Below are 25,844 nucleotides of genomic sequence, written 5' to 3'. Positions count from 1 at the left end.
ACGACGGGGTGTGGCCCGCGCCACTAGGTTCGTGGCGTGACTGTGATCGCTACCGAAAGCCTGACGAAGCGGTACCCGAGGGTGACCGCTCTGGACCGGCTCACCGTCGACATCGCACCCGGCGTGACCGGGTTGGTCGGTGCCAACGGAGCCGGCAAGTCGACCCTGATCAAAATCCTCCTGGGGTTGGCGCCGGCCACGGAAGGCCGGGCCGCCGTCCTGGGCATGGACGTGGCGACAGAGGGCGCGGCGATCCGCGCCCATGTGGGCTACATGCCGGAGCACGACTGCCTGCCCCCGGACGTGTCGGCGACGGAGTTCGTCGTCCACATGGCCCGTATCTCGGGGCTGCCGCCGGCCGCCGCGCGTGAGCGCACCGCGGACACGCTCCGCCACGTCGGCCTGTACGAGGAGCGGTACCGCCCCATGGGCGGGTACTCCACGGGCATGAAGCAGCGGGTGAAGCTGGCCCAGGCGCTGGTCCACGACCCCCGGCTGGTGCTGCTCGACGAGCCGACGAACGGGCTGGACCCCGTCGGCCGCGACGACATGCTCGAACTGATCCGGCGCGTCCACACCGAGTTCGGCATCTCCGTGCTGGTCACCTCCCACCTGCTCGGTGAACTGGAGCGCACCAGCGACCACATCGTCGTCATCGACGGCGGCTCCCTGCTGCGCTCCTCCTCGACCAGCGACTTCACCCAGGCGACCGCCTCGCTCACCGTCGAGGTCACCGAGCACGAGGACGAGCTGGTGGCGAAGCTCACCGCCGCCGGGCTCAACGCGCACGCGGACGGCCGGCTGGTCATGGTCGACATCGACGGGGACGAGACGTATGACGCGGTCCGCGACGCGGTCGCGGAGCTCGGCACGGGCCTGGTGCGCATGGAGCAGCACCGGCACCGCATCGCCGAGATCTTCCGGGGAGGGGACGAGCATGACGCAGCTTGAGGGCAGGACGCCCGCCGCCGACGTCATCCACGACATCGGCTACCGGCACTACGACGGCCCGCGCCTGGGCCGCGGCTACGCGCGCACGTCGCTGTACGTCCAGAGCCTGCGCAGCGCGTACGGGCTCGGCCGCTCGGCGAAGTCCAAGGTGCTGCCGGTGATCCTGCTGGCCGTGATGTGCGTTCCGGCCGGGATCATGGTCGCGGTGGCGATCGGCACGAAGGCGACCAAGCTGCCGATCGAGTACACCCAGTACGCGATCATCATGCAGGCGGTCATCGGCCTCTACCTGGCGGCGCAGGCCCCGCAGGCCGTCTCGCTCGACCTGCGGTTCAAGACGACCCCGCTGTACTTCTCGCGTCCGATCGAGGCGGTCGACTACGTCGCGTCGAAGTTCGCCGCGCTGACCACGGCGCTGTTCATCCTCACCGCGACGCCGCTGCTGATCATGTACATCGGGGCGCTGCTGGCCAAGTTCGACGTGAGCGACCAGAGCGCGGGCTTCGCCAAGGCGATGCTCGCCGCCCTGCTGCTGTCGTTGCTGTTCGCGGGCATCGGCCTGGTCATCGCGGCGCTGACGCCGCGCCGGGGCTTCGGCGTCGCCGCTGTCATCGCGGTGTTCACGCTCTCGTACGGCGCGGTGACCAGCGTCCAGGGCGTCGCCTCGATCAACGGCAACGCCGACGTGATCGGCTGGCTCGGCCTGTTCTCGCCGATCACGCTGATCGACGGCGCGCAGACCTGGTGGCTGGGGGCGACCTCCAGCTTCCCCGAGGGCGCGGGCCCGAAGGACGCGGTCGTCGGCACGGTCTACCTCCTCGTCCTCCTCGCCGTGATCGCCGGCTCCTTCGGCCTGCTGATGCGCCGCTACCGAAAGGCCGTACTGTCGTGACCACCCTGTCCATCGACCACGTGTCCCGCTGGTTCGGCAACGTCGTCGCCGTCAACGACGTGACGATGACGATCGGCCCCGGCGTCACCGGGCTGCTTGGCCCCAACGGCGCGGGCAAGTCGACCCTGATCAACATGATGGGCGGCTTCCTGGCCCCCTCGGCCGGCACCGTCACCCTCGACGGCGCCACGGTCTGGCGCAACGAGCAGGTGTACCGGCACATCGGCATCGTCCCCGAACGGGAGGCGATGTACGACTTCCTGACGGCCCGGGAGTTCGTGGTCGCCAACGCCGAACTGCACGGGCTGGCGGACCCGGGGGCGGCGGCGCAGCGCGCCCTGGCCACGGTCGAGATGGAGTTCGCCCAGGACCGCGCGGTCTCCACGTACAGCAAGGGCATGCGGCAGCGCGCCAAGATGGCCTCCGCGCTCGTGCACGACCCGTCGGTGCTGCTGCTGGACGAGCCCTTCAACGGCATGGACCCCCGGCAGCGGCTGCACCTGATGGACCTGCTCCGGCGGATGGGCGCCGAGGGCCGCACGGTGCTGTTCTCCTCGCACATCCTGGAGGAGGTCGAGCAGCTGGCGAGCCACATCGAGGTGGTCGTCGCCGGCCGGCACGCCGCCTCGGGCGACTTCCGCAAGATCCGCCGGCTCATGACGGACCGGCCGCACCGCTACCTGGTGCGCTCCAGCGACGACCGGGCGCTCGCCGCCGCGCTGATCGCGGACGGGTCCACGGCCGCCATCGAGCTGGACTGGAAGGAGCGGGCGCTGCGCATCCAGGCGATCGACTTCGCCGGCTTCACCGAACTGCTGCCGCGCGTCGCGCGGGAGCGGGGCATCCGGCTCTACACGGTCTCGCCGTCCGACGAGTCCCTGGAGAGCGTCTTCTCCTACCTGGTCACGGCGTAGGCACACGGCTGTAAGGAGCTCCGATGTTCAATCCCACCGTGGCCAGGCTGACCTACCGGGGGCTGCTGGGCCGCCGCCGGGCCCTGGTCCTGTTCGCCCTGCCGGCGCTGCTGATCCTGATCTCCGTGGCGGTACGGGCGCTGGTCGGCGCCGACGACTCCATCGCGAGTTCGGTGCTGGGCGGTTTCGCGCTGGCGACGATGGTGCCGCTGGTCGGCGTGATCGCCGGCACCGGCGCCATCGGGCCGGAGATCGACGACGGCTCGATCATCTACCTGCTGGCCAAGCCGGTACGGCGGCCGACGATCATCGTCACCAAGCTGCTGGTCGCCATCGCGGTGTCGGTGGTCTTCTCGGCGGTGCCGACGCTGATCGCCGGGTTCATCCTCAACGGCAACAGCCAGGGCATCGCGGTCGCGTTCACCGCGGCGGCGGCGGTCGCCTCTGTCACGTACGCGGCGATCTTCCTGCTGCTGGGCGTGGTGACCCGGCAGGCCGTGGTCTTCGGCCTGGTCTACGCGCTGATCTGGGAGTCGCTGATCGGCAGCCTGGTGCCGGGGGCGCGCACGCTGAGCGTGCAGCAGTGGGCCCTGGCGCTGGCCCAGAAGATCGCGGGCGAGGGCACGGTGACCTCCGACGTGGGGCTGCCGCTCGCGGTGGTGCTGCTGGTCGGCGTCACCCTCGCCGCGACGGCCTTCGCGGGGCAGCGGATGCGGTCGCTGACGCTGGCCGGCGAGGAGTGATCGTTCTGGCCTAGGGCCCGTCCCACCGTAAGCCGCCCGGGTGGTCTTCTTCCGCCCGGGCGGCCCTGCTCCCCCGACGTCCGCACATCGGATTGTCAGATGTGCGGCGTGACGTCCGAGACTCCGCTGCTCTTCGCCGTGGGTGTGTTCCTGGCCGCCCTCGGCCTGCTCATCGCGCTGTTCAGCCCGGAGCTGGCCCATCACGTCGACGCGCTCGCCGCGCGTGCCGCCGCCGGGCTCCGCCGCCGGTGGTCCCGTGCCCGGGGCCGCCGGCGCTTCGTCCTCGTCCCCCGGAAGTGGGCTGGATCACAGGACTCCTTGAGAATTCAAGGGAATGTCGCTAACGTGAAGGAGGTTGAATCGTAAACCAACGCGTCCCCAAGGAGTTAGTCATGGGCCTGTTCAATCGCAAGAGCGATGCCACCGAGACCGCTGCCGTCACCACCGCGCCGTCCGCCGACCTGGCGCACCTGACCGGCGAGTACACGATCGACCCGACCCACAGCGAGGTCGGCTTCGCCGTGCGCCACGCGATGGTCACCACCGTGCGCGGCCAGTTCGCGGAGTACGAGGGCAAGCTGCAGCTGGACGGCAGCAAGCCGGCCAACTCCTCCGCCGAGGTCACCATCAAGGTCGTCAGCATCGACACCAACCAGGCCCAGCGCGACGAGCACCTGCGCACCGGCGACTTCTTCGACGCCGCCACCTACCCGGAGATCAGCTTCCGCAGCAGCTCCGCCGAGCAGGTCGACGACGAGACCTACCGCATGCACGGTGACCTCACGATCAAGGACACCACCAAGCCGGTCTCCATCGACTTCACCTACAACGGCTCCGCCACCGACCCCTACGGCAACCTCCGTGTCGGTTTCGAGGGCTCGACGACCGTCAACCGCGGCGACTGGGGCCTCACCTACAACGCGGCCCTCGAGGGCGGCGGCGTCCTGATCAGCGACAAGGTCAAGCTGACCTTCGACATCTCCGCGATCAAGGCGGCCTGAACCCGCTGAAGCAGCCGTTCCCCTGCCGCACGATGGAGGGGATGGCAACGGACGAGACGGCCGGCACCGCCGGCACCGGGCGCCGCCGCACCGCACTGAGCGGCGCGGCGGCCAGGGTCGTCGTCCCCGAGGTGCGGGCCTGGGTGCGCTCCGCCCCCGGGACGCACATCTGGCTGCTGGCCCTCGCCGTGACCAGCGGCATCATGGCGGCCGCCCCGCCGGACCTGAGGTCCTTCCTGCTGCACCACAACAGCACCAACCTGGCGGAGCTCGGCTCCCAGCCGGTGCGCGCGCTGGTCGGCAGCGCGCTGTGGACCGAGTCCCCGGCGGCCTTCGGGCTGTACGCGCTCTGCTTCGAGGCCGTCCACGCCCCCGCCGAGCGCTGGCTGGGCACCCGGCGCTGGCTCGGCGTCGTGGCCCTGGCCCACGTCGGGGCGAGCGTCCTCAGCCAGCAGGCCGTGCTGCTCGGCATCCGCGCGGACCGGCTGCCGGCCTCGCTCGCGCACACCGTCGACATCGGCGTCAGCTACGGGCTGGCCGGGGCCATCGGCGTGCTCACCCACCGGGTACGACCGCCCTGGCGGCTGCCCTACCTGCTCGCCGCCGCGGGCTTCTTCGCGTACCCCCTGGTCACACCGGGCCGCACCTACACCGACCTCGGGCACGTCATCGCCCTGCTGATCGGCCTCACGTGCCGCGGGCTCACGCCCCGGGGAAGAGCCGCTCCAGGACCAGGGCGATCCCGTCCTCGCCGTTGGAGGCCGTGACCTCGTCGGCGGCCGCCTTCAGCAGCGGGTGGGCGTTGCCCATCGCGACGCCGTGGGCCGCCCACTCGAACATCGGCAGGTCGTTGGGCATGTCACCGAAGGCGACGGTCTCGGCGGCCGTCACACCCAGCCGGCGGGCGGCCAGCGACAGCCCCCGGGCCTTGGACAGCCCCAGCGGCAGCAGCTCCACGATGCCCGTACCGGACATCACGGCGCTGACCAGGCCGCCGGCGGCCGTGGTCGCCGCGTGCGCGAGCTCGTCGTCGCCCAGTCGCGGATGCTGGACGTAGAGCTTGCTGACGGGTGACGCCCACAGCCCCTCCACGTCGTCCACCTCGCCGCCCACCGGCAGCTCCGAGTCGAACAGCCGGTAGCCGGGGCCGAGCACGATGTCGCCGTCGATGCCGTCGAGCGCCGCCGCCACGGCCAGCGGGCCGGTCTCCGCCTCGATCTTGGCCAGCGCCGTCCGGGCGGTCTGCCGGTCCAGCGTGACCGAGGTCAGCAGCCGTCGCTCGCCCGCGTGGTAGACCTGCGCGCCCTGCATGCAGACGGCCAGGCCTTGGTAGCCCAGGTCCTCCAGGACGTGGACCGTACGGGCCACCGGGCGGCCGGTGACGACGATGTGATCGGCACCCGCCGCGGTGGCCGCGGCGAGCGCCTCGCGCGACCGTCCGGAGACGGTGTGGTCGGGGCCGAGCAGCGTGCCGTCGAGGTCCGTCGCGATCAGACGGTAGGGGAGCGGGGCGGTCACTTGGCTACCGGCTCCAGCACCTCACGGCCGCCCAGGTACGGGCGCAGCACCTCGGGGACGCGGACCGAGCCGTCGGCCTGCTGGTGGTTCTCCAGGATGGCGACGATGGTGCGCGGGATGGCGCACAGGGTGCCGTTGAGCGTGGCCAGTGGGCGGGTGCCGTTCTCGTCCCGCAGCCGTACGGAGAGCCGGCGGGCCTGGAACTCGGTGGTGTTCGAGGTCGAGGTCAGCTCGCGGTACTTGCCCTGGGTGGGGATCCACGCCTCGCAGTCGAACTTGCGCGCCGCCGAGGAGCCCAGGTCGCCCGAGGCCAGCTCGATCACCCGGAAGGGCAGCTCGAGCGAGGTCAGCCACTGCTTCTCCCACTCCAGCAGCCGGGCGTGCTCGGCCTCGGCGTCCTCCGGGCGGGTGAAGACGAACATCTCCACCTTGTCGAACTGGTGGACGCGGATGATGCCGCGGGTGTCCTTGCCGTACGAGCCCGCCTCGCGCCGGTAGCAGGGCGAGAAGCCCGCGTAGCGCAGCGGCAGCTTCGACGCCTCGATGATCTCGTCCATGTGGTACGCGGCGAGCGGGACCTCGGAGGTGCCGACCAGGTACAGGCCGTCCTTCTCCAGGTAGTACACGTCGTCCTCGACCTGGCCGAGGTAGCCGGTGCCCGCCATGGCCTCCGGCTTGACCAGCGTCGGGGTCAGCACCGGGACGAAGCCGGCCGCGGTGGCCTGCGCGATGGCCGCGTTGACCAGGGCCAGCTCCAGCAGGGCGCCGGGGCCGGTCAGGTAGTAGAAGCGCGAGCCGGAGACCTTGGCGCCGCGGTCGACGTCGATGGCGCCGAGCAGCTCGCCGAGGTCGATGTGGTCCTTGGGCTCGAAGCCCTCGGCCGCGAAGTCGCGCGGGCTGCCGATGACCTCCTTGACGACGAAGTCCTCCTCGCCGCCGACGGGGGCGTCCGGGTGGACGATGTTGCCGAGCTGCAGCAGCAGGCGGTGCGCCTCCTCGGCGGCCTCGTGCTGCTCGGCGTCGGCGGCCTTCACGGCGGCCTTGAGCCGCTCGGCCCGCTTCAGCAGCTCGGCCCGCTCCTCGCCCTGGGCCTTGCCGACCAGCTTGCCCAGCGACCTCTGCTCCGCGCGCAGCTCGTCGAAGCGGGTACTGGACGACCTGCGCCGCTCGTCTGCGGAGAGCAGGGCGTCGACGAGCGCGACGTCCTCTCCACGGGCGCGCTGGGAGGCGCGCACACGGTCGGGGTCCTCACGAAGCAGGCGAAGGTCAATCACGGGAACAGGCTACCGGTGCGCCGGGTGCCGACGCGACAAGTTAAGTGCTTTATGGGGCGTTATGTCCGCTTCGAAAGCAGGCTGCAGGAAATGCCGTACGGCCGATAATGGCGGGTCGGTTACCGTCAACCGAATTCTTCGCGTCCCTCCGGCGAGGGCATGTGCCCTGTGGACAAAGGCAGTTGGGGCAGGTCCGGAGCGGAGAGTTATCCACAGGGGGAGAGGTGCCCCCCTCACTTGTCCACAGCGGGTGTGGATGGGCTGTGGAAGATGGACCTGATCATTCCGCCGGGTGGGTGCGGGGGCATGGATTCCCGGTTCAAACCCTCCTAACACTCACTTTCGAGTGAGAACTCTTCCCTCTATCGAGTTGTTCGAAGGTATTGGGGTGACGAATGATGACCTGGGGGTCTGTGGGACCAGTTGGCGCGAGTGTGCCGATTTGTCGATCTGGCGGTTCCTTGGGCGACTTGTTCTGTCGACTTATCCCCAGCCCGCACCAAGGGCCTGTGGATAACGCGGTGGACAACCGAAGGGGCCACCGGTTGTTCACCGAAGGCCCCCGGGAAGCGGTGCGCGAGCGCCTCAGACCCGCCCGTCCAGGGCGCGCCCCAGCCAGTCCGCCGCGGCCGTGAACTCCTCGTCCGTGGTCCCCTTGCGCTGCTGCGGCGGCACCTCGTCCGCGCGCGGGTACGAGCCGAGGAAACGCACCTGCGGACAGATCCGCTTCAGGCCCATCAGCGCCTCGCCGACCCGGCGCTCGGTGATGTGCCCCTCGCAGTCCACCGAGAAGCAGTACCGGCCGATCCCCTCGCCGGTCGGCCGCGACTCGATGCGGATCAGGTTCACCCCGCGCACCGCGTACTCCTGCAGCAGCTCCAGCAGCGCGCCGGGGTGGTCGTCGCCCAGCCAGAACACCGCCGAGGTCTTGTCGGCGCCGGTCGGCGCGACCGGCCGGGCGGGACGGCCGACCAGAACGAAACGGGTCTCGGCGTTCGCCGCGTCGTGGATCTGCGTGGCCAGCGGCTCCAGCCCGTACGTCGGCGCCGCGAACTCGCCCGCGAACGCCGCGTCGTACCGGCCCTCCGCCACCAGCCGGGCGCCGTCCGCGTTCGACGCCGCCGACTCCCACGCGGCGTCCGGCAGGTGCGCCGTCAGCCACTTGCGGACCTGCACCTGCGCCGCCGGGTGACCGGTGACCGTCTTGACGTCCCCGAGACCCGTGCCCGGGCGCACCAGCAGCGCGAACGCGATGTGCAGCAGCACCTCGCGGTAGATCATCAGCGGGGTGCCCGCCGCCAGTTCGTCCAGGGTCGCGGTGATGCCGCCCTCCATCGAGTTCTCGATGGGCACCAGGGCGGCCGCGGCCTCCCCGCTGCGCACCGCGTCGAGCGCGGCCTGCACCGAGACCATCGGTACCAGCTCGCGTGTGGCGGCCTCCGGAAGCGTCCGGAGCGCGGCCTCGGTGAAGGTGCCCTCAGGGCCGAGATAGGTGTAACGGCTCGCCGGCGACATGTCTGTCAGCCTAGGCCCTGCCGCCGAAGTCCCGCCTGTTCCGCCTGTCCCGTCTGTCCCGCGTCCCGCCTCAGGACTCCAGCAGCCGCTGGCCGACGTACTCGCCCGGTGCCGCGCCGCCCGGGACCGCGAAGAGCCCGCTGGCCTCGTGCCGCAGGAAGCGCGACAGGCCGTCGCCCCGGTCGAGTTTGCGCTGCACCGGCACGAACCCCTTGAGCGGGTCGGCCTGCCAGGCCACGAAGAGCAGCCCGGCGTCCGGTGCGCCGTCGTCACGGTAGCCGTCGTGGTACGAGTACCCGCGCCGCAGCATCGCCGCGCCGCCGTTGGAGGCCGGGGCGGCGACGCGCACGTGCGCGTCGGCGGCGATCGCGAAGGTACGGCCGTCCGGGCCGACCTTGTCGAGGTCGGGCCTGCTCGCCTCGGTGCCGCCGGACAGCGGGGCGCCGTCGGCCTTGCGCCGCCCGATCACCTTCTCCTGGCGCTCCCGGGGGAGGTTGTCCCAGGTGTCCAGCAGCATGCGGATGCGCCGGACGACCGCGTAGGAGCCGCCCGCCATCCACTGCGGGGAGCCGGAGGCGGGGACGAAGACGCGGGCGTCGAAGTCGGGGTCGGAGGGCCGGGGGTTGTTGGAGCCGTCGACCTGGCCCATCAGGTTGCGGGCGGTGCGCGGCTCGGCGGTCGTGCCCGGGGTGCGGTTGAAGCCGTTCATCTGCCAGCGCAGCGTCGCCGTGCCCGCGGCCTCCTTCTGCAGCACGCGCAGGGCGTGGAAGGCGACCAGGGCGTCGTCGGAGCCGATCTGGATCCACAGGTCGCCGTCGCTGCGCCCGCGGTCGAGCGCGTCGGAGGCGAAGTCCGGCAGCGGGGCGAGCGCCTGCGGCATCCGCCCCGTCAGCTCCGTCCCGGCGAAGAAACCGCGGCCGAAGCCGAAGGTGACGGTGAGCGAGGACGGCCCGGCGTCCAGGGCGATCTGGTTGTCGCCCGACGGGGCCCGGCCCTCGGTCATCGCCTCGGCCGCTGCGGACCAGCGGCGCAGCAGCGCCGCGGCGCCCTTGCGCCCGGCGCCCGCGGCCAGGTCGAAGGCGACCAGGTGGCCGCGGGCCTGCAGCGGGGTGGTGATGCCGGCCTGGTGGGGGCCGTGGAAGGGGACGGCCGTGGCGCCGACGGAGGTCAGCGCGGTGGCCTCGTCCCGCGTCGCGTGCGCGGTGACGGCACCCGAGGTGCCGCCCACGAGCAGTCCCGCGGCGCCCGCCGCTCCGGCGGTGCCGAGCAGACGGCGCCGCGAGAGGTCCTGAGGACGGTCGTTCATGAGCCGATCTTCACTACCTTCGTGCGGGTGACCTGGTCGATGTCCGAGGTCCGGACGGTCACGGCGACCGTCCACTCCCCGGGGACCGGGATCTGGACGTTCTCGGCACTCCAGTGACCGGTGTCGATCTTGCCCAGCGTCACCGGGATGGGGCCGATCTTCTTGGACTTCAGGGTGAAGGAGACCTGCACCTCGGGGACGTCGAAGGCTCGTCCGTCGGGGGCGGTGACGAGCAGGTGGAGCTCGTTCTCGGCGACGCCGCCCGGGTCCAGGGTCACCTCCGCCTCGCCCTTGCCGTTCGTGCCTCCCGTGTCGAACGGGATCCTCACGTCCAGCGGTTCGGGCACCTCGGACACCGGCGCGGAGGCCTGCTGCTGCGCGGCGCCCTCCTCGGCGGCCCTGCCCGGCTGGGTGCCGGTCAGCAGCGTCGTGACGGCCAGCACCACGACCGCGACGGCCACCTCCGCCAGCACCGACTTGCGCAGGCCCGTGCGCTCGGTGTCGGCGTCGCGGTCCTTGCGGGCCCGCTCCTTGGCCAGCGCCGCCTGCTGGCGGGCCAGCTGTTCGGCGCGCTCGGAGGCACCCCCGCCCCCGCCGCCCTTCCGTCCCACGGCGACCGGCTGGGCGACGGCGGTCCTGCCGCGGACGGCCGTGTCGCCGAGCCGCGCGGTCCAGCGGCGGGACAGCCAGGCCAGCTCCACCAGGAGGATGACCAGGCCGATCTTGACCAGCAGCAGCTGGCCGTAGCCGGTGGACACCAGCGCGTCCCAGGAGCCGAGCTGGCGCCAGGACTGGTAGACGCCCGTGACGACCAGGGTCACCACCGCCCCGAAGGCGATCTTCGAGAAGCGCTGCACCACCGCCCGTTCCACGCGCTGCCCGCCCCACAGCGCGACCAGCAGCGCGGTGAGACCGCCGAGCCAGACGGCCATGGCCAGCAGGTGCACGATGTCGACGGGCATCGCCACCGAGGCCTGGATGCCGACCGAGGCGTGCTCGGCCATGGCCCACGTCGCGGCCAGGCCGACCGACACGACCGTGCCGCCGATGGCCAGGCCCCAGGCGAGGTCCTGGCGTTCGACCGGGTCCTCCCGCTTGGCCCAGCTGCCGAAGAGCACCGCGATGAAGACCGCGCCCGCGGCGAGCAGCAGCAGCCGGGACACCAGTGCCGCGCCGGGCCGGGTGTCCAGGACGTCCCGTACGCCGCCGAGGTCGAAGGCGTCGCCCAGCCCGCCCCCGTTGGCGTAGGGGGCGCGCAGCATCAGCAGCAGTATCGTCGCGGCGACCATCGCGGCCCAGCCGGCGGCCACCAGCCGCCGCATCGACCGCGTCCGCGCGCCGTCCGGCCAGCACACGCCGATGAAGAACGCGGCGCCGACCAGCAGCGCGAAGCCGAGGTAGGCGGCGTAGCGGGCGATGTCGTACAGGGTGCCGACGGCGCCCCCGCCCACCTCCTGGTCGGGCAGCTGGACGGAGGTCTTGGAGGGCGCGCCGATGGAGAAGGTGAAGGCGCCCGCGACCGGGTGGCTGTCGGCCGAGACCACCTTCCACGCGACGGTGTACGTGCCGTCGCCGAGCCCGGGGCGCAGGGCGACGGCCGCGGTCGTGCTCCCCCTGCCGCCGTCGTTCGCGTCGCCGGTCTCGGCGCGCTTGCCGTCCGGGCCGAGGACCCGGATGGAGTCCCTCGACAGCAGCACGCCCTCGGAGAAGGACAGCCGCACCTGCGCCGGCGCGGTCTTGACGACCGAGCCCTGGGCCGGGTCGGAACCGACCAGCGCGGCGTGCGCGGACGCCGGCGCCGCGGTGCCGAGTAGCAGGCCGAGCACGGCGAGCGGTACGGCCAGCAGCCGCAGCGCGGACTTCGTCATCACCCTCATGCGCTCTCCTCAGTCCCCCGGGTGGTAGCCCGCGGGCTTGACCGGGACCCGTACGTCGATGGTGTCGGCGTCGTCGAAGTGCAGTTGCAGCGAGACCTGCTCGCCGGCCGCGGGCTTGTGCTCCAGGTCCGTCAGCATCAGGTGGTTGCCGCCGAGCGCGAGGGTGAGCCGCCCGCCCGCCGGGACCGTGAAGGAGGTCACCCGGCGCATCCGGTCGTCCTCGGTGCTGTGCAGGGTGATGTCCCCGGACAGGTCGCTGGTGACGGAGGTCAGCCGGGCGTCCCGGTCGCCGGTGTTGCTGACGGTGAAGTAGCCGGCCGCCATGTCCCCCAGCGCGGGCTGCGGGATGTAGGCGCCGCTCACCGTCAGTTCGGGGCCGTCCGGTGACCCGGAGCAGGCCGTGGCGCCGAGCAGCACCAGGGCCGCCGCCACGGGGATCCGCCGCAGGGAGCGGGTCGGGGTCACGGCGTCCGCCCCGCGATGATCTTCGGCAGGTCGGCGGCGAACTCCTCGGACGTCGTGCCCGACATGTACAGGGCGTGGGCCTTGTCGTCCTTCGGCGAGTACGCGATGACCTGGGCGCCGTGCGTCACGGTGATGCTGCCGTCCTTCTCCTTCACCGGCTTCTCCACGTCCACGCCGAGCGAGCGCGCGCCCGCCTGGATCGTGGCGAAGTCACCGGTGAGGCCGACGAAGGACTTGTCCTGCGCGCCCAGCCACTCGCCGAGCCGCTGCGGGGTGTCGCGTTCGGGGTCGGTGGTCACGAAGACCACGACGAGCTCGTCCTGCTCGGCCGCGGGCAGCTTCGACTTGGCGATGGCGATGTCGCTCATCGTCGTCGGGCAGACGTCCGGGCAGTGGGTGTAGCCGAAGAAGAGCAGGGTCGGCCGGCCCTTGGTCCGCTCGACGAAGTCGTACGTCGCGCCGTGCGTGTCCGTGAGGATCATGTCCGGCTTCTCGAACGGCGTGTCCAGGACGGTCGCGGCCTTCGGTGTCCCCTCGACGGAGACGACCGGTTCGGCGCCGGAGGCGTCCGTCCCGCCGTCCGGGCCGCCACAGGCGGCGAGGGTCAGGGCGAGTGCGGCGACGGCGGCGGCCGAGGCCGCCGCCCTGAGGGTGGTACGCATCAGGGGTTCCCCAGGAATTCGTTGCGGCGCCGGGGCGGCCGCGGTGCGTGCGCGGCGGCCGCCCCGGCGATGGTGCGTCAGGCGGACGGGGTGCCCGTGCCGCGACGGCGGCCGGCCACGACGCCGAAGGCGACGCCGAGCACGCCCACGACGATGCCGACGATGCCCAGCACCCGGGCCGTGGTGTCATCGGCGTCGGCGGAGGCGGCCTTCTCGGTGGCGCCGTCACCGGACGCCGAGGCGGCCTCGGCCTTGGCGTCGTCCTTCTTGTCGTCCGAGGTGGCGGCGTCGTGGCCGTGGCCGTCGTCCGCGGCGTCGGCCAGGGTCAGCACGGGCGCCGGGTGCTCCGGCTCCTCCTGGCCCTCCTGCTGCTCCTCGATCCAGCGCACGACCTCCTTGTCGTCGTACGTCTGGAGCGCCTTGAAGACCAGCTGGTCGGTGTCCTCGGGCAGCGGGCCCAGGGAGACGGGGAACTGCTGGAACTCGCCGGGCTTGATCTTCCCGCCGCTCCAGGTGATCTTCGTGACGGCCTCGGTGAGGTCGCCGTGCCCGGTCTTCAGCGGGGTCTTGAGCTTGGTCCTGGTGATCTGCACCGTCCAGCCGGGCACCGGCTGGGTGGAGACGGAGGCGATCGGGTGGTCGCCCGGCAGGTTGACCTCGACCTTGATCGTCGAGGCCTTGTCGTCCTCGTTGGGGACCTTGAACGCGACCGTGCTGTAGCCGCCCTTGGCGGCGTTGCCGGGCTGGACGCTCACGTGCGCGAAGGCGGGGACGGCGGTGGCGAGCACGGCCGCCCCGGTGACGGCGGCGAGGGCGGTGGCGCGGCGCATGACGGTGTTCATGATGCGGAGACTCCACGGTGACGGAGGGAAGGTGACGGATGGCACGCGTGCGGCGCGCGCGACTCCGCCCTCGTACGTCGGTGGAGCGGGTCGCGTTCAGGCCGCGGGGGCGTACGCCGGCGGACCGCGCCGGGCCAGGCTGTGCCGCAGCAGCACCGTGCGCGGCACGCGGGTGGAGCCGCCGGCGCGGCTCGGGGCGAGGACGGCGCGGGGCGCGGCCGGGCTGCCCGTCAGCAGGAGGCGTACGAGCGCGACGGCGTGGCGCAGGGCGCCGCCCGACAGTTCGGCCAGCCCGCGGGCCGACAGGGCGACCAGCCGCCACAGCGCGGCCTCGCCGCGGCGCAGCAGCCAGCCGGCGGTCACCGCGGCGACCACGTGCCCGAGCAGCATGGGGAGGCTGTAGGAGAGCATCGTGCTCTCGGTGGCCGCGGAGGGCATGCCGGGCATCGCGGGCATGCCCACCATGTGGCCCGTCCCGGCCGCGGAGTGCGCGTGGGCGCGGAGCGCCGCCGCCCGTTCGTCGCAGAGCAGCCGCCCGGCGATCTCGGCTATCCCGCCGGCACCGCAGACCCCGCCCACGTTGAACAGCACGTGCAGCACGAGTTGTCCGCCCGTGAGCCCGGTCGCGATGGCGGGCATCGAGCGCTCCCGCCCGGCGAGCGGGGCGACGACCGCGAAGACGACCAGCCAGCCCACCGCCAGCGTCCAGCCGGGCACCCCGTGCCCCGACGCCAGCATGTGCGCGCCCGCGGACAACACGACGCAGACCGCGGTGAACACCGCGGCCCGCAGCAGTCGCAGATCGGCGCCGGCGCGCACGGGGGTAGACATGACGGGCGTCATCCTCTCACCGCGGGCCCGCCTTGCGAACGGCGGGTCCCGGAACACGCCGGTCTGTGCTATGGCGTCCGGCACCGTTCCTACACCCGCCTGAGGAGCGACGGCATCCGCCGTATGGCTGGCATCACGTCAACGCCACGCTTACCGACCGTGTTTCGGGGCAATACGTATCGGTATGTCGAGCCGCAGCCAGGAGGCTGAGCATGAGCATCTGGTGGTCCCTCCATTTGCGGCGCGAGGCTGCGAGCGTTCCGCTCGCCCGCCGGCTCCTGCTGGGGACGATGGAGACCGCCGGGGTGGACCCCGACATCTCCTACGACCTGTCGGTCGCCCTCACCGAGGCCTGTGCCAACGCCGTTGAGCACGCCGCCCACGGCGAGTACCGGGTGACGGCCCGCATCGAGGGCGACCGCTGCCGCATCGAGGTGGCGGACTCCGGCCCGGGCTTCGCCCCGGACCTGCGCCGTACGCACCACTCCGTACGTCCGCTGGCGAAGAAGGACCAGCACGCCGAGCACGGGCGCGGGCTGTTCCTGATCGAGGCGCTGGTGGACCACGTCCACTTCCACAACCGTCCCGGGCACGGGGCGGTGGTCAGTTTCGACAAGATCCTCAAGTGGCGGGACGACTCGCTGCTCAAGGTCTCCTGACGCACGGAGGCCGGGGCCCCACGGAGGTCCGTGGGGCCCCGGCCGTCGGTCCGGGCGGCGGGGGTCAGCCCTTGAGGGCGGCCATCCAGCGCTCGACCTCGTCGGAGCGGCGCGGCAGGCCGTCGCTGAGGTTCCGGTTGCCGTCCTCGGTGACGAGGATGTCGTCCTCGATGCGGACGCCGATGCCCCGGTACTCCTCCGGCACGGTCAGGTCGTCGGCCTGGAAGTACAGGCCGGGCTCGACCGTGAGGACCACGCCCGGCTCCAGCGTGCCGTTGACGTAGGTCTCCGTGCGGGCGGCGGCGCAGTCGTGGACGTCCAGGCCCAGCATGTGGCCGGTGCCGTGGAGGGTCCAGCGGCGCTGCAGGCCGAGTTCGAGGACGCGGTCGACCGGGCCCTCGACCAGGCCCCACTCGACGAGCTTCTCGGTGAGCACGCGCTGGGCGGCGTCGTGGAAGTCGCGGTAGGCGGCGCCCGGGCGGACGGCGGCGATGCCGGCCTCCTGCGCCTCGTACACGGCGTCGTAGATCTTCCGCTGGATGTCGCTGTACGTGCCGTTGACGGGCAGCGTGCGCGTGACGTCGGCGGTGTAGAGGCTGTGGGTCTCCACGCCGGCGTCGAGCAGCAGCAGGTCGCCGGAGCGGACCGGGCCGTCGTTGCGGACCCAGTGCAGGGTGGTGGCGTGCGGGCCGGACGCGCAGATGGAGCCGTAGCCGACGTCGTTGCCCTCGACGCGGGCGCGCAGGAAGAACGTTCCCTCGACGTAGCGCTCGGAGGTCGCCTCGGCCTTGTCCAGGACCCGGACGACGTCCTCGAAACCGCGCGCGGTGGAGTCGCAGGCCTTCTGCAGCTCGCCGATCTCCCACTCGTCCTTGACCAGCCGCAGCTCGGACAGGAACTCCTTCAGCTCGGCGTCGCGCTCGGCGGTGACCTTGTCGGTCAGCGCGGCCTCGATGCCGGCGTCGTAGCCGCGGACGACCCGGACCGGGCCGGTGGCCCCGCGCAGCACGTCGGCGACCTTGCGGACGTCGGCGCACGGCAGGCCCAGCAGGACCTCGCCCTCGGCCAGGCTGTGGCGGCGGCCGGTCCACAGCTCGCCCTGGCCGTCCAGCCAGAACTCGCCGTTCTCCCGGGAGGAGCGGGGGAGCAGGTAGGCGGTCGCGTCGTGAGATCCGTCACCGTTGGGCTCCAGGACCAGCACGGCGTCCTGGGTCTGGTCGCCGGTGAGGTGCACGTACTCGCTGGCGGCACGGAAGGGGTAGTCCGTGTCGTTGGCGCGGGTGCGCAGGTTGCCGGCCGGGACCACCAGCCGCTCGCCGGGGAAGCGCGCGGACAGCGCCGCGCGCCGCTTGGCGGCGTACGGTGCCTGCTCGATCGGCTGCAGGTCGCGCAGTTCGGTGTCGGCCCAGCCGGACTTCATCACCTCGGTGAGCTCGTCGGAGACGGCCGGGTACAGGCCGTTCTTCCGCTGCTTGATGGGCTCGTCGCCTTCCGGGGTCTCCGGAGCGCGGTCCTCGGCCACGTCATGCCTCCTCGCAGTAGACCACCCCATCGTAAGTGGGTGCGCGGGGAGGACCGGCGGCGGTCCGGCCGGTGGTCAGTCGAAGCGGGCGGCGAGCAGGACGACGTCCTCGGTCGGGTGGGGGTCCTCACGGTCGCCCGGGAGCATGGTGTGCAGGACGTGCTCCACCAGCTGCGCAGGGTCGTCCCGGGCGGTCCGCGGGGCGGACGCCGCGGCCGCGTGCAGGCGGGCGAAGGCACGGTCGACGGGATCGCCGGTGCGGTGCAGCAGGCCGTCGGTGTAGAGCAGCAGGGTCTCCCCGGCCAGCGCCCGGAACTCGACGCTGGGCGCCTCCCAGCAGCTGAGCATGCCCAGTGGCGCGGACAGCGAGGTCTCCACGTACTCGACCCGGTGCCCGCCGACGATCAGCGGGGGACAGTGCCCGGCCCCGGCGACCACCACCTTCCGGGAGGCCGGCTCGGCGTAGGCGAACAGGGCCGTCGCCGACCGGGCGGGCTCGGTCAGCCGCAGCAGCAGCTCGAGGTCGGACAGGACCGCGACCGGGTCCTCGCCCTCCATTACCGCGTACGCCCGCAGGGAGGCCCGCAGCCGCCCCATCGCGGCGACCGCGCTCATGCCGCCGCCGCTCACGCCGCCGACCGACAGCCCCAGCGCGCCCTCGGGCAGCGGGAGGGCGTCGTACCAGTCGCCGCCGCCCCCCGCGGCCGGGCGGTGCCGCACCGCCAGACGGACCCCGGGGACCCGGGGCAGCCGGGTCGGCAGCAGCTCCTGGCGGAGCGTGGCGACGGTGGCGCGGCTGCGGTCGAGTTCGAGCAGCCGGGCGAGGTGCTCGGTGGCGTGGCGGCAGTACAGGCCGATGAGGTGGCGCTGGCGTTCGCCGGGTTCGGCCGGCTCGTCGTAGAACCACAGGGCCGAGCCCAGCCGGCCTGCGGAGTCCGCGGACAGCCGGAGGGCGTAACTGGCGCCGAAGCCGAGCCGCAGGGCGACCTCGCGGTGACGCGGGCCGAGTCCGGGCTCGCGGCACAGGTCGGTGTGGATCTCCTCGGCCGGCGCCGCCTCGGGTGCGGCGGGCAGCGGGACGGTCTCCAGCGCGCCGAGCTCGGCCGGGCCGAGACCGAGGCCCACGACGGTGGCCGGACCGAGCCGGTCGACGGGGGAGACGGCGGCCAGACCGCGTCGCGCACCGACCAAGGTGCCGCCGGCGCGCAGCAGTTCGTGCAGCGCTTCCTGCAGGGTCGCGGTCCTGGCCAGCCGCTCGGTGAGCTCGTGCAGGGTGGTCAGGTCGGAGATCCAGGAGGCCATCCGGTCCTGGGCCGCGGTGAGTTGGTCGACCGGGTCCGGCGCTCCGGAGTGTGCGTCCGGGGCCGCCGGATGGGATTGTTGTTCGACCGCGGGGGAGGAAGTGTGCGCCGGTGTCGGAATGGGTGGGTCGATTCCGGCCACTTTCGGTAGGCGCGCGGCGCTCATGGCCGCCGGCTTTCACGCTCTTCGTCGTGACGCGGCGTCGGCTCCACAGAGCAGCGCATTTCTGTCAATAGCATCGCAAACCCCCAAGCTCGTGCTGCGCCGCTATCAATGGATTACCTTGTACCGCCTACTCGTGGGTGTGTCCAGGATTGCCCAGGTGGAAGGGCTGGTGTCGGCGCGTCCGAGGAGATGCAGGACTATGGCCGAAAAAGGGCACCGCGTGCCACAATTAGTTGTCGACTGAAGGGGTTCGACAGCGCGTCATATCCATCGCAGCGGGTACGTAAGGGATGGGAGTTGGCGGCCGCAGGAACCCGGCGCCCTGCCAGGGCGTCATAGACGGAGACGGCCGACCCTCCCCCCATGGCGGGGTGTTGCACAGCCAGCGGGACCGCACACAGCAGCAATCGCAAGCACACGCAGCAGTTCCCAGCACTCCGCAGGACGAACAAGCGCCAGTGTGCGCCACCCCCCGCCACGTTCCACGCTCGGCTCGAGACGTGATGCGCTGCCTCGTAAGCGGTGTGTTCCAGATTACGTTGTGTCATGGGCAGATCCCTGAGCGCCAACGGAAAGGAACGAGCGCAGATGCGCGAGATCCTCGGAAAGCGACGCAAGAGCAGTCCGGAGCTGCTGCGTGCGGCGCTCACCTGCGCCGAGCGGTGGCAATGGCCCGTGGTGCCCGGAGCCGGTACGGACGCGCGGGGCGGATGCGCCTGTCTGCGGCCCGACTGTCCGGTGCCGGGCGCCCATCCGCACGATCCGGGCCTCCTCGCGGCGACCCGCGATCCACGGATGGTCCGCTGGTGGTGGACGCGGCGGCCGGACCAGCCGCTCGTGCTCGCCACGGGCGACCGGGTCTCGGCGGTGAGCCTGCCGGCGGTCGCGGGAGCGCGGGCGCTGGGCGTCTTCGACAAGCTGGGGGTGCGCACCGGCCCGGTCGTGGCCACCCCCACGCGCTTCGCGGTCCTGGTGGAGCCGTACTCCCTGGCGGAACTGGGCGAGTTGCTCGACCGCCACGAATGGGTGCCGACCTCGCTGCGGTACCACGGCGAGGGCGGCTACCTCGTCCTGCCGCCCTCGCCGGTCGGATCCGACGGTTCCGACGGCACCGCCGCGCGCTGGGTCCGGCGGCCGGTGGTGGACCCGGGAGACCGGGCGCCGTGGCTGCCCAGCGTGCGGGTGATCGTCGACACCCTGGTGCAGGCGGGCCGCACGGCGCCGGACGGCAGCCGGCTCTCGTACTGAACGAGTCCCGGTGACGGGTCCCGCGGGAGGTGCGTGACGGTCGCCGTCCCCGTCGGTCGTCACTCGTTCGGGTAGGAGCGGGGGCCGTTGCCCTGCGAACGGGCAACGGCCCCCGCTCCATGTCCGTTTCTCCCGCTATGTTCTATGCATGATGCGTGCGCCGAACCTGCGGATGGCCGCCCTCGCCACGGTCGTGGCCGTCGCCGCGATGCTGCCCCTGACCGGCGCCACCGCCGGGCCCGTCCTCCCCGCGGTGCCCGTGGACGTCACGACGGCGCTCACGGACGACAAGCCCTTGTCAAGCGGTCCCGATGTCTTCGACTCCCTGCCGAAGCTGGCCGGATCCGAACGCCAGACCGCATCCTGCGGTCCCCAACTCGCCTCCGCGGCAGGCCTGCGGGCGCAGACCTGCACCATCGACGAGGACGGCGACACCTGGGCGCGCACGTACTACAGCAACGCCACGGGGCGGCCCCTGGACGGGGTGCTGAGCCTCATGCGGCCCGACGGCCGGACCGTACAGGCGCGGTGCGTCATCACCGCGGACGCGGGGAGCGGGAGCTGCGAGACGCCGCACGAGCCGACGGTGGCGGGGGCGGCGGAGCCGTACACGGCGGTGGCGGAGATCGCCGAGCGGGGCGGGGAACGCCCCTTGCTGCGCAGCGGATCCGCGTACTGACCCGAACATGGAAACGTCCGGTCGCTGGCGACGGGGGATGCACCAGCGACCGGACTGTTTAAACGGTAACAAGACTTCGCCCGTACGCAAATCCGGGGTACGGGTTCCGGCCCGGGTTCCGGGCCCGGCCGGCAGCGGCTGTGACCAGGATCACCCGGACGCGATCATGGCCTGAACTGCGGCTACCGGCACGGGAGACCGGTCAGCTCAGGGTGATCTGCCGGTTGGTGAAGCCGCTGCGCGCCCGCCGCTCCTCCGCCGTCAGCGGGGTCGTCCGCTCCAGCACCTCGGCCAGCCGCTCGCCGAAGGCCGCCGCCGGCTTCTCGACCTCGTCCGCCGAGACGCCCGTCGGCAGGTCCCACACCGGGACGACCAGCCCGTGCGCCCGGAACGAGCCCACCAGCCGCGTGCCCTCGCCCAGCGACGAGGCGCCCGCGGCGTGCAGCCGGGCCAGCGCGTCCAGCAACTGCTCCTCCGGGTGCGGCATGACCCAGCGCAGGTGGTTCTTCTCCGGGGTCTCGCACCAGTACGCCGCGTCGACACCGGTCAGCCGCACGGTCGGGATCACGGCCGCGTTCGCCCGCTCCAGCGAGGCGGCGACCTCGCCGGTGGCGGACTCCGCGTCCTCCAGCCAGAACTCGAAACCGGTGTGCACCACGGGCTCGAACGCGGCGTCCAGGTCCAGCAGGTCCTGCAGCCGGGGACCCTCGGGCGCCGGGCGCTCCCCGCCCACCGGGTTGCCCGGCTCCGCCTGCAGCGCGCGCAGCAGGGTGTCGGCCAGGTCCCGGCTGATGTCCCCGGACGCGGTGTCGTTCTGCAGGCCCAGCAGCACCGTGCCGGTGTCACGGCGCAGCCCCGGCCACGCCATCGGCAGCACGGTCGCCAGCGTGACGGACGGCACACCCTCCGGCAGCGGGTCCTTGAGCGTCAACTCGGCCGTGGCGGCGGGCACCAGCTCGCGCAGCGCCACCCAGTCGCACTCGGCCGGCAGGCCCTCGAACGGCCGTCGCACCAGCTCCGTCACCGCGTGCGCCGCCTCACGGCCGTGGCACGCCTTGTAACGCCGTCCCGAGCCGCACGGGCAGGGTTCCCGGGCCCCGACGACGGGGATCTCCCCGTCCGTGATCTGCGGGCGGGCAGGGGCCTTCGTCTTCGTCGGGCGCTTCTTCGCCATGGCTCGATCTCTCCCGGTAACGGCGGTGTTCCGGCCGTGAGCCTAGCGCCACGCCGTCCGCCCTCATCGGAGGTCGCGCCCGTGGAGGCCGGGCAACTCCCCTGCGGGGGTTACGGGAGGTCGTCGAAGGGGTCCGCGAAGTCGATCGGGATGTCGAGCTGGGGCACGAGGTCGTCGCGCCGCGCGTGCCGGCTGCGCACCGCGAGCATCGCCCACACCGTGACCTCGCCGGGGGCGTCGCGCACGCCCCAGCGCAGCGACAGGTTCCGCACGATGCCGAGCCCGCGGCCGCCGCGGGCGGTGAGCGAGGGACTGGCCGGAAGCGGGCGGGTGGGCCCGCCGCCGTCGGTGACCTCCACGGTCAGCAACCCGTCCTCGTCGATCCCCCAGGCGGCCCTGATGCCGCTGCCGCCCGAGGACGGCGCGTCCTCGCCCAGCGGCCGGGCGTGCCGGCAGGAGTTGCTGAGCAGTTCCGACAGGATGAGCACGGCGTCGTCGACGACCGGCTCCGCGACCCCGTACGCACACAGTTCCTTGCGCAGCCTGCGCCGCGCCTCGGCCACGCCCGCCGGACCATGAGGCAGGGCCATGGTCGAGGACGTCGGCACCTCCTGGGCCACCACCAACGCCACCCCCGAGACCTCCTTCACCCCACGCCACGGGATGGATGCCCTCTCGTTCTGGGCCGGAAACCGGCCAACTGCGATCTCTTGGGGCACACACAACGATCGAACAGGTTCCGAACGCGCCGGTGCACACCACCCGGGGAGGGATGGAGTCCGTATTCCCTTCAGCAGCGCCCGAGTTGGGCCAGAACCTGGCGCGGGCGGTTGGTGATGACTGCGTCGACGCCCAGTCGCACGCAGAGTTCGACGTCCTCGGGTTCGTTCACCGTCCACACGTGGACCCGGTGCCCCGCCTCGTGCAGCCGTTCCACGTACCCCGGGTTGGCGCGCAGGATGCGGATGCCCGGCCCGGCGATCCCCACCCCGGCCGGCAGCCGGCCGTCGCGGTGCCGGGGCAGTACGTACTGCATCAGGAAGACGGTCGGCAGGTCGCGCGAGGCCATCCGGATCCGGCGCAGGGAACGGGAGGAGAAGCTCATGACACGGACCCGGGACGGCTCGCCCGGCTCGGGCCACAGCATCCCGAACCGGTCCAGCAGCTCCACCAGCCGTTCCTCGACCTGCCCCGCCCAGCGCGTGGGGTGCTTGGTCTCGATCGCCAGCTCCACCCGGCGGCCGGTGTCCGCGACCAGTTCCAGCAACTGCTCCAGGGTCAGGACGCGGCTGAGCTCGTCCGGGTCGCCGTCGGTGCGGTCGGGGGCCTCGGCGTCGGCATCGAGGAGGGAACGCAGCTCCGCGGACGGGCGCCACCGCCGCGTCCCGCCGGCCCTGCCGGCCCCGCCGGCACCCGGCTGCGCCTTCCAGCTGCCGAAGTCCAGGGTCCTCAGGTCCGCGAGCTCCAGCGCGGAGACCGCGCCCCGCCCGTTGGAGGTGCGGTTCACCCGGCGGTCGTGCACACAGACCAGCGTGCCGTCGGCGGTGAGGCGTACGTCGCACTCCAGGGCGTCCGCGCCGTCCTCGATCGCCTTCCGGTAGGCGGCGAGCGTGTGCTCCGGGGCGTCCTCGGACGCTCCCCGGTGAGCCACGACCTGGATCGCGCGGAGATCAGTCACCGGGCTATCGTGCCATCCGCCGGGCCGGGAACGGCCGCTGCTTACGGCGGCCTGACACCCGGTGGGAAAAGCTGTGTCCATCACGACGGTCGTCGTACGTACCGTAGCCGTAACCGTACGCACGGCATACAACGCATATCCGAGGAGAACAGCCGTGAGCACCGAGAACGAGGCCGGCCCGGTCCCGGCGGCGCTGCCGACGCAGCCGCCCGCTGACGCTGGGTCCGCCGCTCCCGCTGCACCTCCCGTGCCCCCCGCCGCCCCGCCCGCCGCTCCCCCGGCCCAGGCGCAGGCGCAGGCGTCGGCGCCGGGCCCGGCCGCCCCCGCGGCTCCGGAGGCTCCCGCGGCCCCCGCGGCCCCCGCGGCGCCGGCGTCCGCGGAACCCGTCGCGGTGGCGCCTCCGGCAGCTCCCCCCGCCGGGCCTCCCGCCGGGCCCCAGGCCGCTCCCCCGGCGGCCCCCGCGGCACCGCCCGCCGAGGTGCACACCGCGCCCCTGCCGCCGGTCGCCCCGCCGCCCACCCAGCCGTACGGCGGTCCCGTCGGGCCCTCCGGCCCCATGGGCCCGTCCGGTCCCGTGGGCCCGGTGTGGGGCACGCCGGTGCCGGCCGCCCCCGCGCCCAAGAAGCGCGGCAACGGCGGCCTGGTCGCCGCCGTCCTGGTCGCCGCGCTCGTCGCGGGCGGCATCGGCGGCGGGGTCGGCTTCTGGGCCGCGGACCGCAACGACAGCTCCTCCTCGACCACCGTCTCCTCGGTCGGCAACCCCAAGGACCTCAGCCGTGCCGCCGACTCGGTCGCGGGCATCGCCAAGCAGGCCCTCCCCAGCGTCGTCACGATCGAGGCCACCGGCCGCCAGGAGAGCGGCACCGGCACCGGCTTCGTCTACGACAAGGAGGGCCACATCCTCACCAACAACCACGTCGTGGCCCCCGCCGCCGACGGCGGCAAGCTCACCGCCACGTTCTCCGACGGCAAGAAGTACGAGGCCGAGGTCGTCGGCCGCGCCCAGGGCTACGACGTCGCCGTCGTCAAGCTCAAGGGGGTCACCCCCGACAAGCTCACCCCGCTCGCCGTCGGCGACTCCGACAAGGTGGCCGTCGGCGACTCCACCATCGCCATCGGCGCCCCCTTCGGGCTCTCCGGCACCGTCACCACCGGCATCGTCAGCGCCCTGCACCGCCCCATCGCCTCCAGCGACGGGGAGGGGTCCAACGCCTCCTACATGAGCGCCATACAGACCGATGCCTCGATCAACCCCGGTAACTCCGGCGGCCCCCTCCTGAACTCCGAGGGCGCTGTCATCGGCATCAACTCCGCGATCCAGTCCACCGGCAGCGACGGCACCTCCCAGTCCGGCAGCGTGGGCCTGGGCTTCGCCATCCCGATCGACCAGGCCCGCCGCGTCGCCCAGGACCTGATCAAGGACGGCGAGCCCGTCTACGCCGTCATCGGCGTCCACGTCGACTCCAGCTACAGCGGCGAGGGCGCCAAGATCGCCACCGGCGCCGACGCCGTCACCTCCGGCGGCCCCGCCGACCAGGCGGGCCTGCGCTCCGGCGACGTCATCACCAAGTTCGACGACACCGTGGTCGACTCCAGCCCCACCCTCATCGGCGAGATCTGGCAGCACGAGCCCGGCGAGAAGGTCAACCTCACGTACACCCGTGACGGCCAGACCCGCACCGCCACCCTCACTCTCGGCGAACGCAAGGGCGACAGCAGCAGCTGAGCCGACCCGTTAGGCTGTCCCCGCGCCGCCCGGCCCACCAGCCGGACCTCGCGGCGCGGGGAGAGTTGCCCGAGCGGCCTAAGGGAACGGTCTTGAAAACCGTCGTGGCAGCGATGTCACCGTGGGTTCAAATCCCACACTCTCCGCACAGGCCGGCGAAGGCGCTGGACAGAAGGGGTGCCCCAAGACACGGGGGCGCCCCTTCTTCGTGCATGACGGCACCGTGCTTCCCCGTGGTTTCCCGTGCGATCGGGCACGGAAGGGGCACGCACGGGTCGCTCGCCTAACCTGAGGCCGGTGCTGGCCCAGAACAATCATGGAGGCGGGGGAAGGCCATGGGGACCTACCGGCAGACCGTTGTGGACCTGGATGCCTCAGCGGAAGAGGCGGTGGCGTGGGGCGAGCGTGGTAGGCAGTGGCTTGAGGCGGAAGGGTTCATCCGCCCGGTGCCGTGGCAAGACGGTCTGGTGCAGTTGGCCGGGCCACGCTGGCGGGAGGCCGTCGACCTGGTCCCACCGGACTGGCGGGCCCGGATCAAGGAGTTGGAGGAGGAGCCTTGCGGGGAGTTGCGGGTCGTGGCGGGTCGTACCGTTTTCCTCGCCGGTATGGGCAGATTCCCTGACCCGATCTGTCCTCGCTGCCAGAGCGCGACCTCCACCTGGTCCGGTGAGGTCATCGACACCTGGTACACCACGGGCGCGGCTGACCTCGGCTGCCCGGCTTGCACTCGCCGCGCCCCGCTTCCCGACTGGGACTGGACACGCGACTACTTCGCCTTCGCCCACCTCGGCTTCGAGTTCGACGACTGGCCGCCCCTTGATCCTCACTTCACTGCCGCCTTCGGCAAGGTGCTGGGGCACCGCATCCGGGTGCTCGCGGGAAAGTGGTGAGATCAGAGCA

Annotated in this window: 26 protein-coding genes and 1 tRNA gene; 13 read left to right on the top strand and 14 right to left on the bottom strand. The window is 72.5% G+C overall.

Annotation, left to right across the window (positions count from 1 at the left end):
- The first annotated feature begins 36 nt into the window (after positions 1–36).
- The 7 genes from ACFYYN_RS00245 to ACFYYN_RS00215 all read left to right on the top strand — a co-directional run bounded on the left by ACFYYN_RS00245 (position 37) and on the right by ACFYYN_RS00215 (position 5,268).
- Positions 37–951, top strand: a complete 915-nt coding sequence (locus ACFYYN_RS00245; protein WP_500330975.1) for an ABC transporter ATP-binding protein — start codon at positions 37–39, stop codon at positions 949–951.
- Positions 938–1,843 (top strand): ABC transporter permease, encoded by a 906-nt coding sequence (locus tag ACFYYN_RS00240; protein ID WP_500544143.1) that lies wholly within the window; start codon positions 938–940, stop codon positions 1,841–1,843. The genes ACFYYN_RS00245 and ACFYYN_RS00240 overlap by 14 nt, the downstream gene beginning before the upstream one ends.
- Positions 1,840–2,757 (top strand): ABC transporter ATP-binding protein, encoded by a 918-nt coding sequence (locus ACFYYN_RS00235; protein ID WP_500436052.1) that lies wholly within the window; start codon positions 1,840–1,842, stop codon positions 2,755–2,757. Before ACFYYN_RS00240 ends, ACFYYN_RS00235 begins: the two co-directional genes overlap by 4 nt.
- Before the next feature lie 23 nt (positions 2,758–2,780).
- Positions 2,781–3,500 carry an ABC transporter permease gene (locus tag ACFYYN_RS00230; protein ID WP_499512945.1) on the top strand — a complete coding sequence of 240 codons (720 nt, stop codon included), beginning with the start codon at positions 2,781–2,783 and terminating at the stop codon, positions 3,498–3,500.
- Positions 3,501–3,608: 108 nt separating this feature from the next.
- Positions 3,609–3,866 (top strand): hypothetical protein, encoded by a 258-nt coding sequence (locus ACFYYN_RS00225; protein WP_500544142.1) that lies wholly within the window; start codon positions 3,609–3,611, stop codon positions 3,864–3,866.
- A gap of 26 nt (positions 3,867–3,892) precedes the next feature.
- Positions 3,893–4,501 (top strand): YceI family protein, encoded by a 609-nt coding sequence (locus ACFYYN_RS00220; RefSeq protein WP_500336927.1) that lies wholly within the window; start codon positions 3,893–3,895, stop codon positions 4,499–4,501.
- A 41-nt stretch (positions 4,502–4,542) separates the two neighbouring features.
- Positions 4,543–5,268, top strand: coding sequence for a rhomboid-like protein (locus ACFYYN_RS00215; protein WP_500544141.1), 726 nt, complete (start codon positions 4,543–4,545; stop codon positions 5,266–5,268).
- Here the strand turns inward: ACFYYN_RS00215 and ACFYYN_RS00210 are convergent.
- The 9 genes from ACFYYN_RS00210 to ACFYYN_RS00170 form a co-directional block, all read right to left on the bottom strand.
- Positions 5,204–6,019, bottom strand: coding sequence for an HAD family hydrolase (locus ACFYYN_RS00210; RefSeq protein ID WP_500330986.1), 816 nt, complete (start codon positions 6,017–6,019; stop codon positions 5,204–5,206). The genes ACFYYN_RS00215 and ACFYYN_RS00210 overlap by 65 nt on opposite strands.
- Complete coding sequence (gene serS / locus ACFYYN_RS00205) at positions 6,016–7,293, bottom strand: serine--tRNA ligase (RefSeq protein ID WP_500544140.1); 1,278 nt, start codon at positions 7,291–7,293, stop codon at positions 6,016–6,018. Before serS ends, ACFYYN_RS00210 begins: the two co-directional genes overlap by 4 nt.
- Before the next feature lie 585 nt (positions 7,294–7,878).
- The gene (gene pheA / locus ACFYYN_RS00200) at positions 7,879–8,808 is read right to left on the bottom strand and encodes a prephenate dehydratase (RefSeq protein WP_500330990.1); all 930 of its coding nucleotides are present in this window, start codon (positions 8,806–8,808) and stop codon (positions 7,879–7,881) included.
- A 70-nt stretch (positions 8,809–8,878) separates the two neighbouring features.
- On the bottom strand, positions 8,879–10,114 hold the full coding sequence (efeB, locus tag ACFYYN_RS00195) for an iron uptake transporter deferrochelatase/peroxidase subunit (protein WP_500330992.1): 1,236 nt from the start codon (positions 10,112–10,114) through the stop codon (positions 8,879–8,881).
- On the bottom strand, positions 10,111–11,991 hold the full coding sequence (locus tag ACFYYN_RS00190) for a copper resistance CopC/CopD family protein (protein ID WP_500544139.1): 1,881 nt from the start codon (positions 11,989–11,991) through the stop codon (positions 10,111–10,113). Before ACFYYN_RS00190 ends, efeB begins: the two co-directional genes overlap by 4 nt.
- A 9-nt stretch (positions 11,992–12,000) precedes the next feature.
- On the bottom strand, positions 12,001–12,456 hold the full coding sequence (locus ACFYYN_RS00185; RefSeq protein ID WP_500436056.1) for a copper chaperone PCu(A)C: 456 nt from the start codon (positions 12,454–12,456) through the stop codon (positions 12,001–12,003).
- The gene (locus tag ACFYYN_RS00180) at positions 12,453–13,118 is read right to left on the bottom strand and encodes an SCO family protein (RefSeq protein ID WP_500544138.1); all 666 of its coding nucleotides are present in this window, start codon (positions 13,116–13,118) and stop codon (positions 12,453–12,455) included. The genes ACFYYN_RS00185 and ACFYYN_RS00180 overlap by 4 nt, the downstream gene beginning before the upstream one ends.
- Before the next feature lie 77 nt (positions 13,119–13,195).
- Complete coding sequence (locus ACFYYN_RS00175) at positions 13,196–13,960, bottom strand: YcnI family copper-binding membrane protein (RefSeq protein WP_500544137.1); 765 nt, start codon at positions 13,958–13,960, stop codon at positions 13,196–13,198.
- A gap of 96 nt (positions 13,961–14,056) precedes the next feature.
- Positions 14,057–14,791, bottom strand: a complete 735-nt coding sequence (locus ACFYYN_RS00170; protein WP_500544136.1) for a hypothetical protein — start codon at positions 14,789–14,791, stop codon at positions 14,057–14,059.
- A 212-nt stretch (positions 14,792–15,003) separates the two neighbouring features.
- On the opposite strand from ACFYYN_RS00170, the gene ACFYYN_RS00165 reads away from it, so the two are divergent.
- Positions 15,004–15,450: an ATP-binding protein gene (locus tag ACFYYN_RS00165; RefSeq protein WP_018558220.1), complete on the top strand. Its 447-nt coding sequence runs from the start codon at positions 15,004–15,006 to the stop codon at positions 15,448–15,450.
- A gap of 64 nt (positions 15,451–15,514) precedes the next feature.
- Here the strand turns inward: ACFYYN_RS00165 and ACFYYN_RS00160 are convergent, their stop codons facing one another.
- Both ACFYYN_RS00160 and ACFYYN_RS00155 read right to left on the bottom strand, forming a co-directional pair.
- Entirely contained in the window at positions 15,515–17,002 is a 1,488-nt protein-coding gene (locus tag ACFYYN_RS00160; protein WP_500544135.1) for an aminopeptidase P family protein, read from the bottom strand.
- Between the two features lie 45 nt (positions 17,003–17,047).
- Positions 17,048–18,439: a PP2C family protein-serine/threonine phosphatase gene (locus tag ACFYYN_RS00155; RefSeq protein ID WP_500544134.1), complete on the bottom strand. Its 1,392-nt coding sequence runs from the start codon at positions 18,437–18,439 to the stop codon at positions 17,048–17,050.
- A 588-nt stretch (positions 18,440–19,027) separates the two neighbouring features.
- Here ACFYYN_RS00155 and ACFYYN_RS00150 point away from each other — a divergent pair.
- Positions 19,028–19,687, top strand: a complete 660-nt coding sequence (locus ACFYYN_RS00150; RefSeq protein WP_500544133.1) for a bifunctional DNA primase/polymerase — start codon at positions 19,028–19,030, stop codon at positions 19,685–19,687.
- A 148-nt stretch (positions 19,688–19,835) separates the two neighbouring features.
- The gene (locus ACFYYN_RS00145) at positions 19,836–20,366 is read left to right on the top strand and encodes a hypothetical protein (RefSeq protein WP_500544132.1); all 531 of its coding nucleotides are present in this window, start codon (positions 19,836–19,838) and stop codon (positions 20,364–20,366) included.
- 202 nt (positions 20,367–20,568) lie between these two features.
- Here ACFYYN_RS00145 and ACFYYN_RS00140 read toward each other — a convergent pair whose 3' ends face one another.
- From ACFYYN_RS00140 to ACFYYN_RS00130, 3 genes are all read right to left on the bottom strand, one after another.
- The gene (locus tag ACFYYN_RS00140; RefSeq protein ID WP_500331009.1) at positions 20,569–21,540 is read right to left on the bottom strand and encodes a DUF5926 family protein; all 972 of its coding nucleotides are present in this window, start codon (positions 21,538–21,540) and stop codon (positions 20,569–20,571) included.
- A 110-nt stretch (positions 21,541–21,650) separates the two neighbouring features.
- Entirely contained in the window at positions 21,651–22,172 is a 522-nt protein-coding gene (locus ACFYYN_RS00135) for an ATP-binding protein (protein ID WP_499512963.1), read from the bottom strand.
- Positions 22,173–22,330: 158 nt separating this feature from the next.
- Positions 22,331–23,218: a glycerophosphodiester phosphodiesterase gene (locus ACFYYN_RS00130; RefSeq protein WP_500331013.1), complete on the bottom strand. Its 888-nt coding sequence runs from the start codon at positions 23,216–23,218 to the stop codon at positions 22,331–22,333.
- Positions 23,219–23,372: 154 nt separating this feature from the next.
- Here ACFYYN_RS00130 and ACFYYN_RS00125 point away from each other — a divergent pair, with 154 nt between their 5' ends.
- From ACFYYN_RS00125 to ACFYYN_RS00115, 3 genes are all read left to right on the top strand, one after another.
- Complete coding sequence (locus ACFYYN_RS00125) at positions 23,373–24,944, top strand: S1C family serine protease (protein WP_500544131.1); 1,572 nt, start codon at positions 23,373–23,375, stop codon at positions 24,942–24,944.
- Between the two features lie 59 nt (positions 24,945–25,003).
- Positions 25,004–25,090 (top strand) — tRNA-Ser (locus ACFYYN_RS00120).
- Positions 25,091–25,279: 189 nt separating this feature from the next.
- On the top strand, positions 25,280–25,834 hold the full coding sequence (locus ACFYYN_RS00115; RefSeq protein WP_500544130.1) for a hypothetical protein: 555 nt from the start codon (positions 25,280–25,282) through the stop codon (positions 25,832–25,834).
- Positions 25,835–25,844 lie beyond the last annotated feature (10 nt).

This window comes from Streptomyces sp. NPDC001902, from assembly GCF_042891295.1.
In the GTDB taxonomy this organism is placed as follows: Bacteria; Actinomycetota; Actinomycetes; order Streptomycetales; family Streptomycetaceae; genus Actinacidiphila.
The sequence above is the reverse complement of the archived record's forward strand: the minus strand, read 5'-3'. Positions and strand labels throughout refer to the sequence as shown.

Coding starts and splice junctions, on each gene's coding strand:
- ACFYYN_RS00215 (WP_500544141.1), top strand. CDS start 4,543: ATGGCAACGGACGAGACGGCCGGCACCGCCGGCACCGGGCGCCGCCGC.
- ACFYYN_RS00220 (WP_500336927.1), top strand. CDS start 3,893: ATGGGCCTGTTCAATCGCAAGAGCGATGCCACCGAGACCGCTGCCGTC.
- ACFYYN_RS00155 (WP_500544134.1), bottom strand. CDS start 18,439: ATGAGCGCCGCGCGCCTACCGAAAGTGGCCGGAATCGACCCACCCATT.
- ACFYYN_RS00145 (WP_500544132.1), top strand. CDS start 19,836: ATGATGCGTGCGCCGAACCTGCGGATGGCCGCCCTCGCCACGGTCGTG.
- ACFYYN_RS00230 (WP_499512945.1), top strand. CDS start 2,781: ATGTTCAATCCCACCGTGGCCAGGCTGACCTACCGGGGGCTGCTGGGC.
- ACFYYN_RS00160 (WP_500544135.1), bottom strand. CDS start 17,002: ATGGGGTGGTCTACTGCGAGGAGGCATGACGTGGCCGAGGACCGCGCT.
- ACFYYN_RS00190 (WP_500544139.1), bottom strand. CDS start 11,991: ATGAGGGTGATGACGAAGTCCGCGCTGCGGCTGCTGGCCGTACCGCTC.
- ACFYYN_RS00175 (WP_500544137.1), bottom strand. CDS start 13,960: ATGAACACCGTCATGCGCCGCGCCACCGCCCTCGCCGCCGTCACCGGG.
- ACFYYN_RS00240 (WP_500544143.1), top strand. CDS start 938: ATGACGCAGCTTGAGGGCAGGACGCCCGCCGCCGACGTCATCCACGAC.
- ACFYYN_RS00115 (WP_500544130.1), top strand. CDS start 25,280: ATGGGGACCTACCGGCAGACCGTTGTGGACCTGGATGCCTCAGCGGAA.
- ACFYYN_RS00180 (WP_500544138.1), bottom strand. CDS start 13,118: ATGCGTACCACCCTCAGGGCGGCGGCCTCGGCCGCCGCCGTCGCCGCA.
- efeB (WP_500330992.1), bottom strand. CDS start 10,114: ATGAACGACCGTCCTCAGGACCTCTCGCGGCGCCGTCTGCTCGGCACC.
- pheA (WP_500330990.1), bottom strand. CDS start 8,808: ATGTCGCCGGCGAGCCGTTACACCTATCTCGGCCCTGAGGGCACCTTC.
- ACFYYN_RS00140 (WP_500331009.1), bottom strand. CDS start 21,540: ATGGCGAAGAAGCGCCCGACGAAGACGAAGGCCCCTGCCCGCCCGCAG.
- ACFYYN_RS00150 (WP_500544133.1), top strand. CDS start 19,028: ATGCGCGAGATCCTCGGAAAGCGACGCAAGAGCAGTCCGGAGCTGCTG.
- ACFYYN_RS00170 (WP_500544136.1), bottom strand. CDS start 14,791: ATGTCTACCCCCGTGCGCGCCGGCGCCGATCTGCGACTGCTGCGGGCC.
- ACFYYN_RS00165 (WP_018558220.1), top strand. CDS start 15,004: ATGAGCATCTGGTGGTCCCTCCATTTGCGGCGCGAGGCTGCGAGCGTT.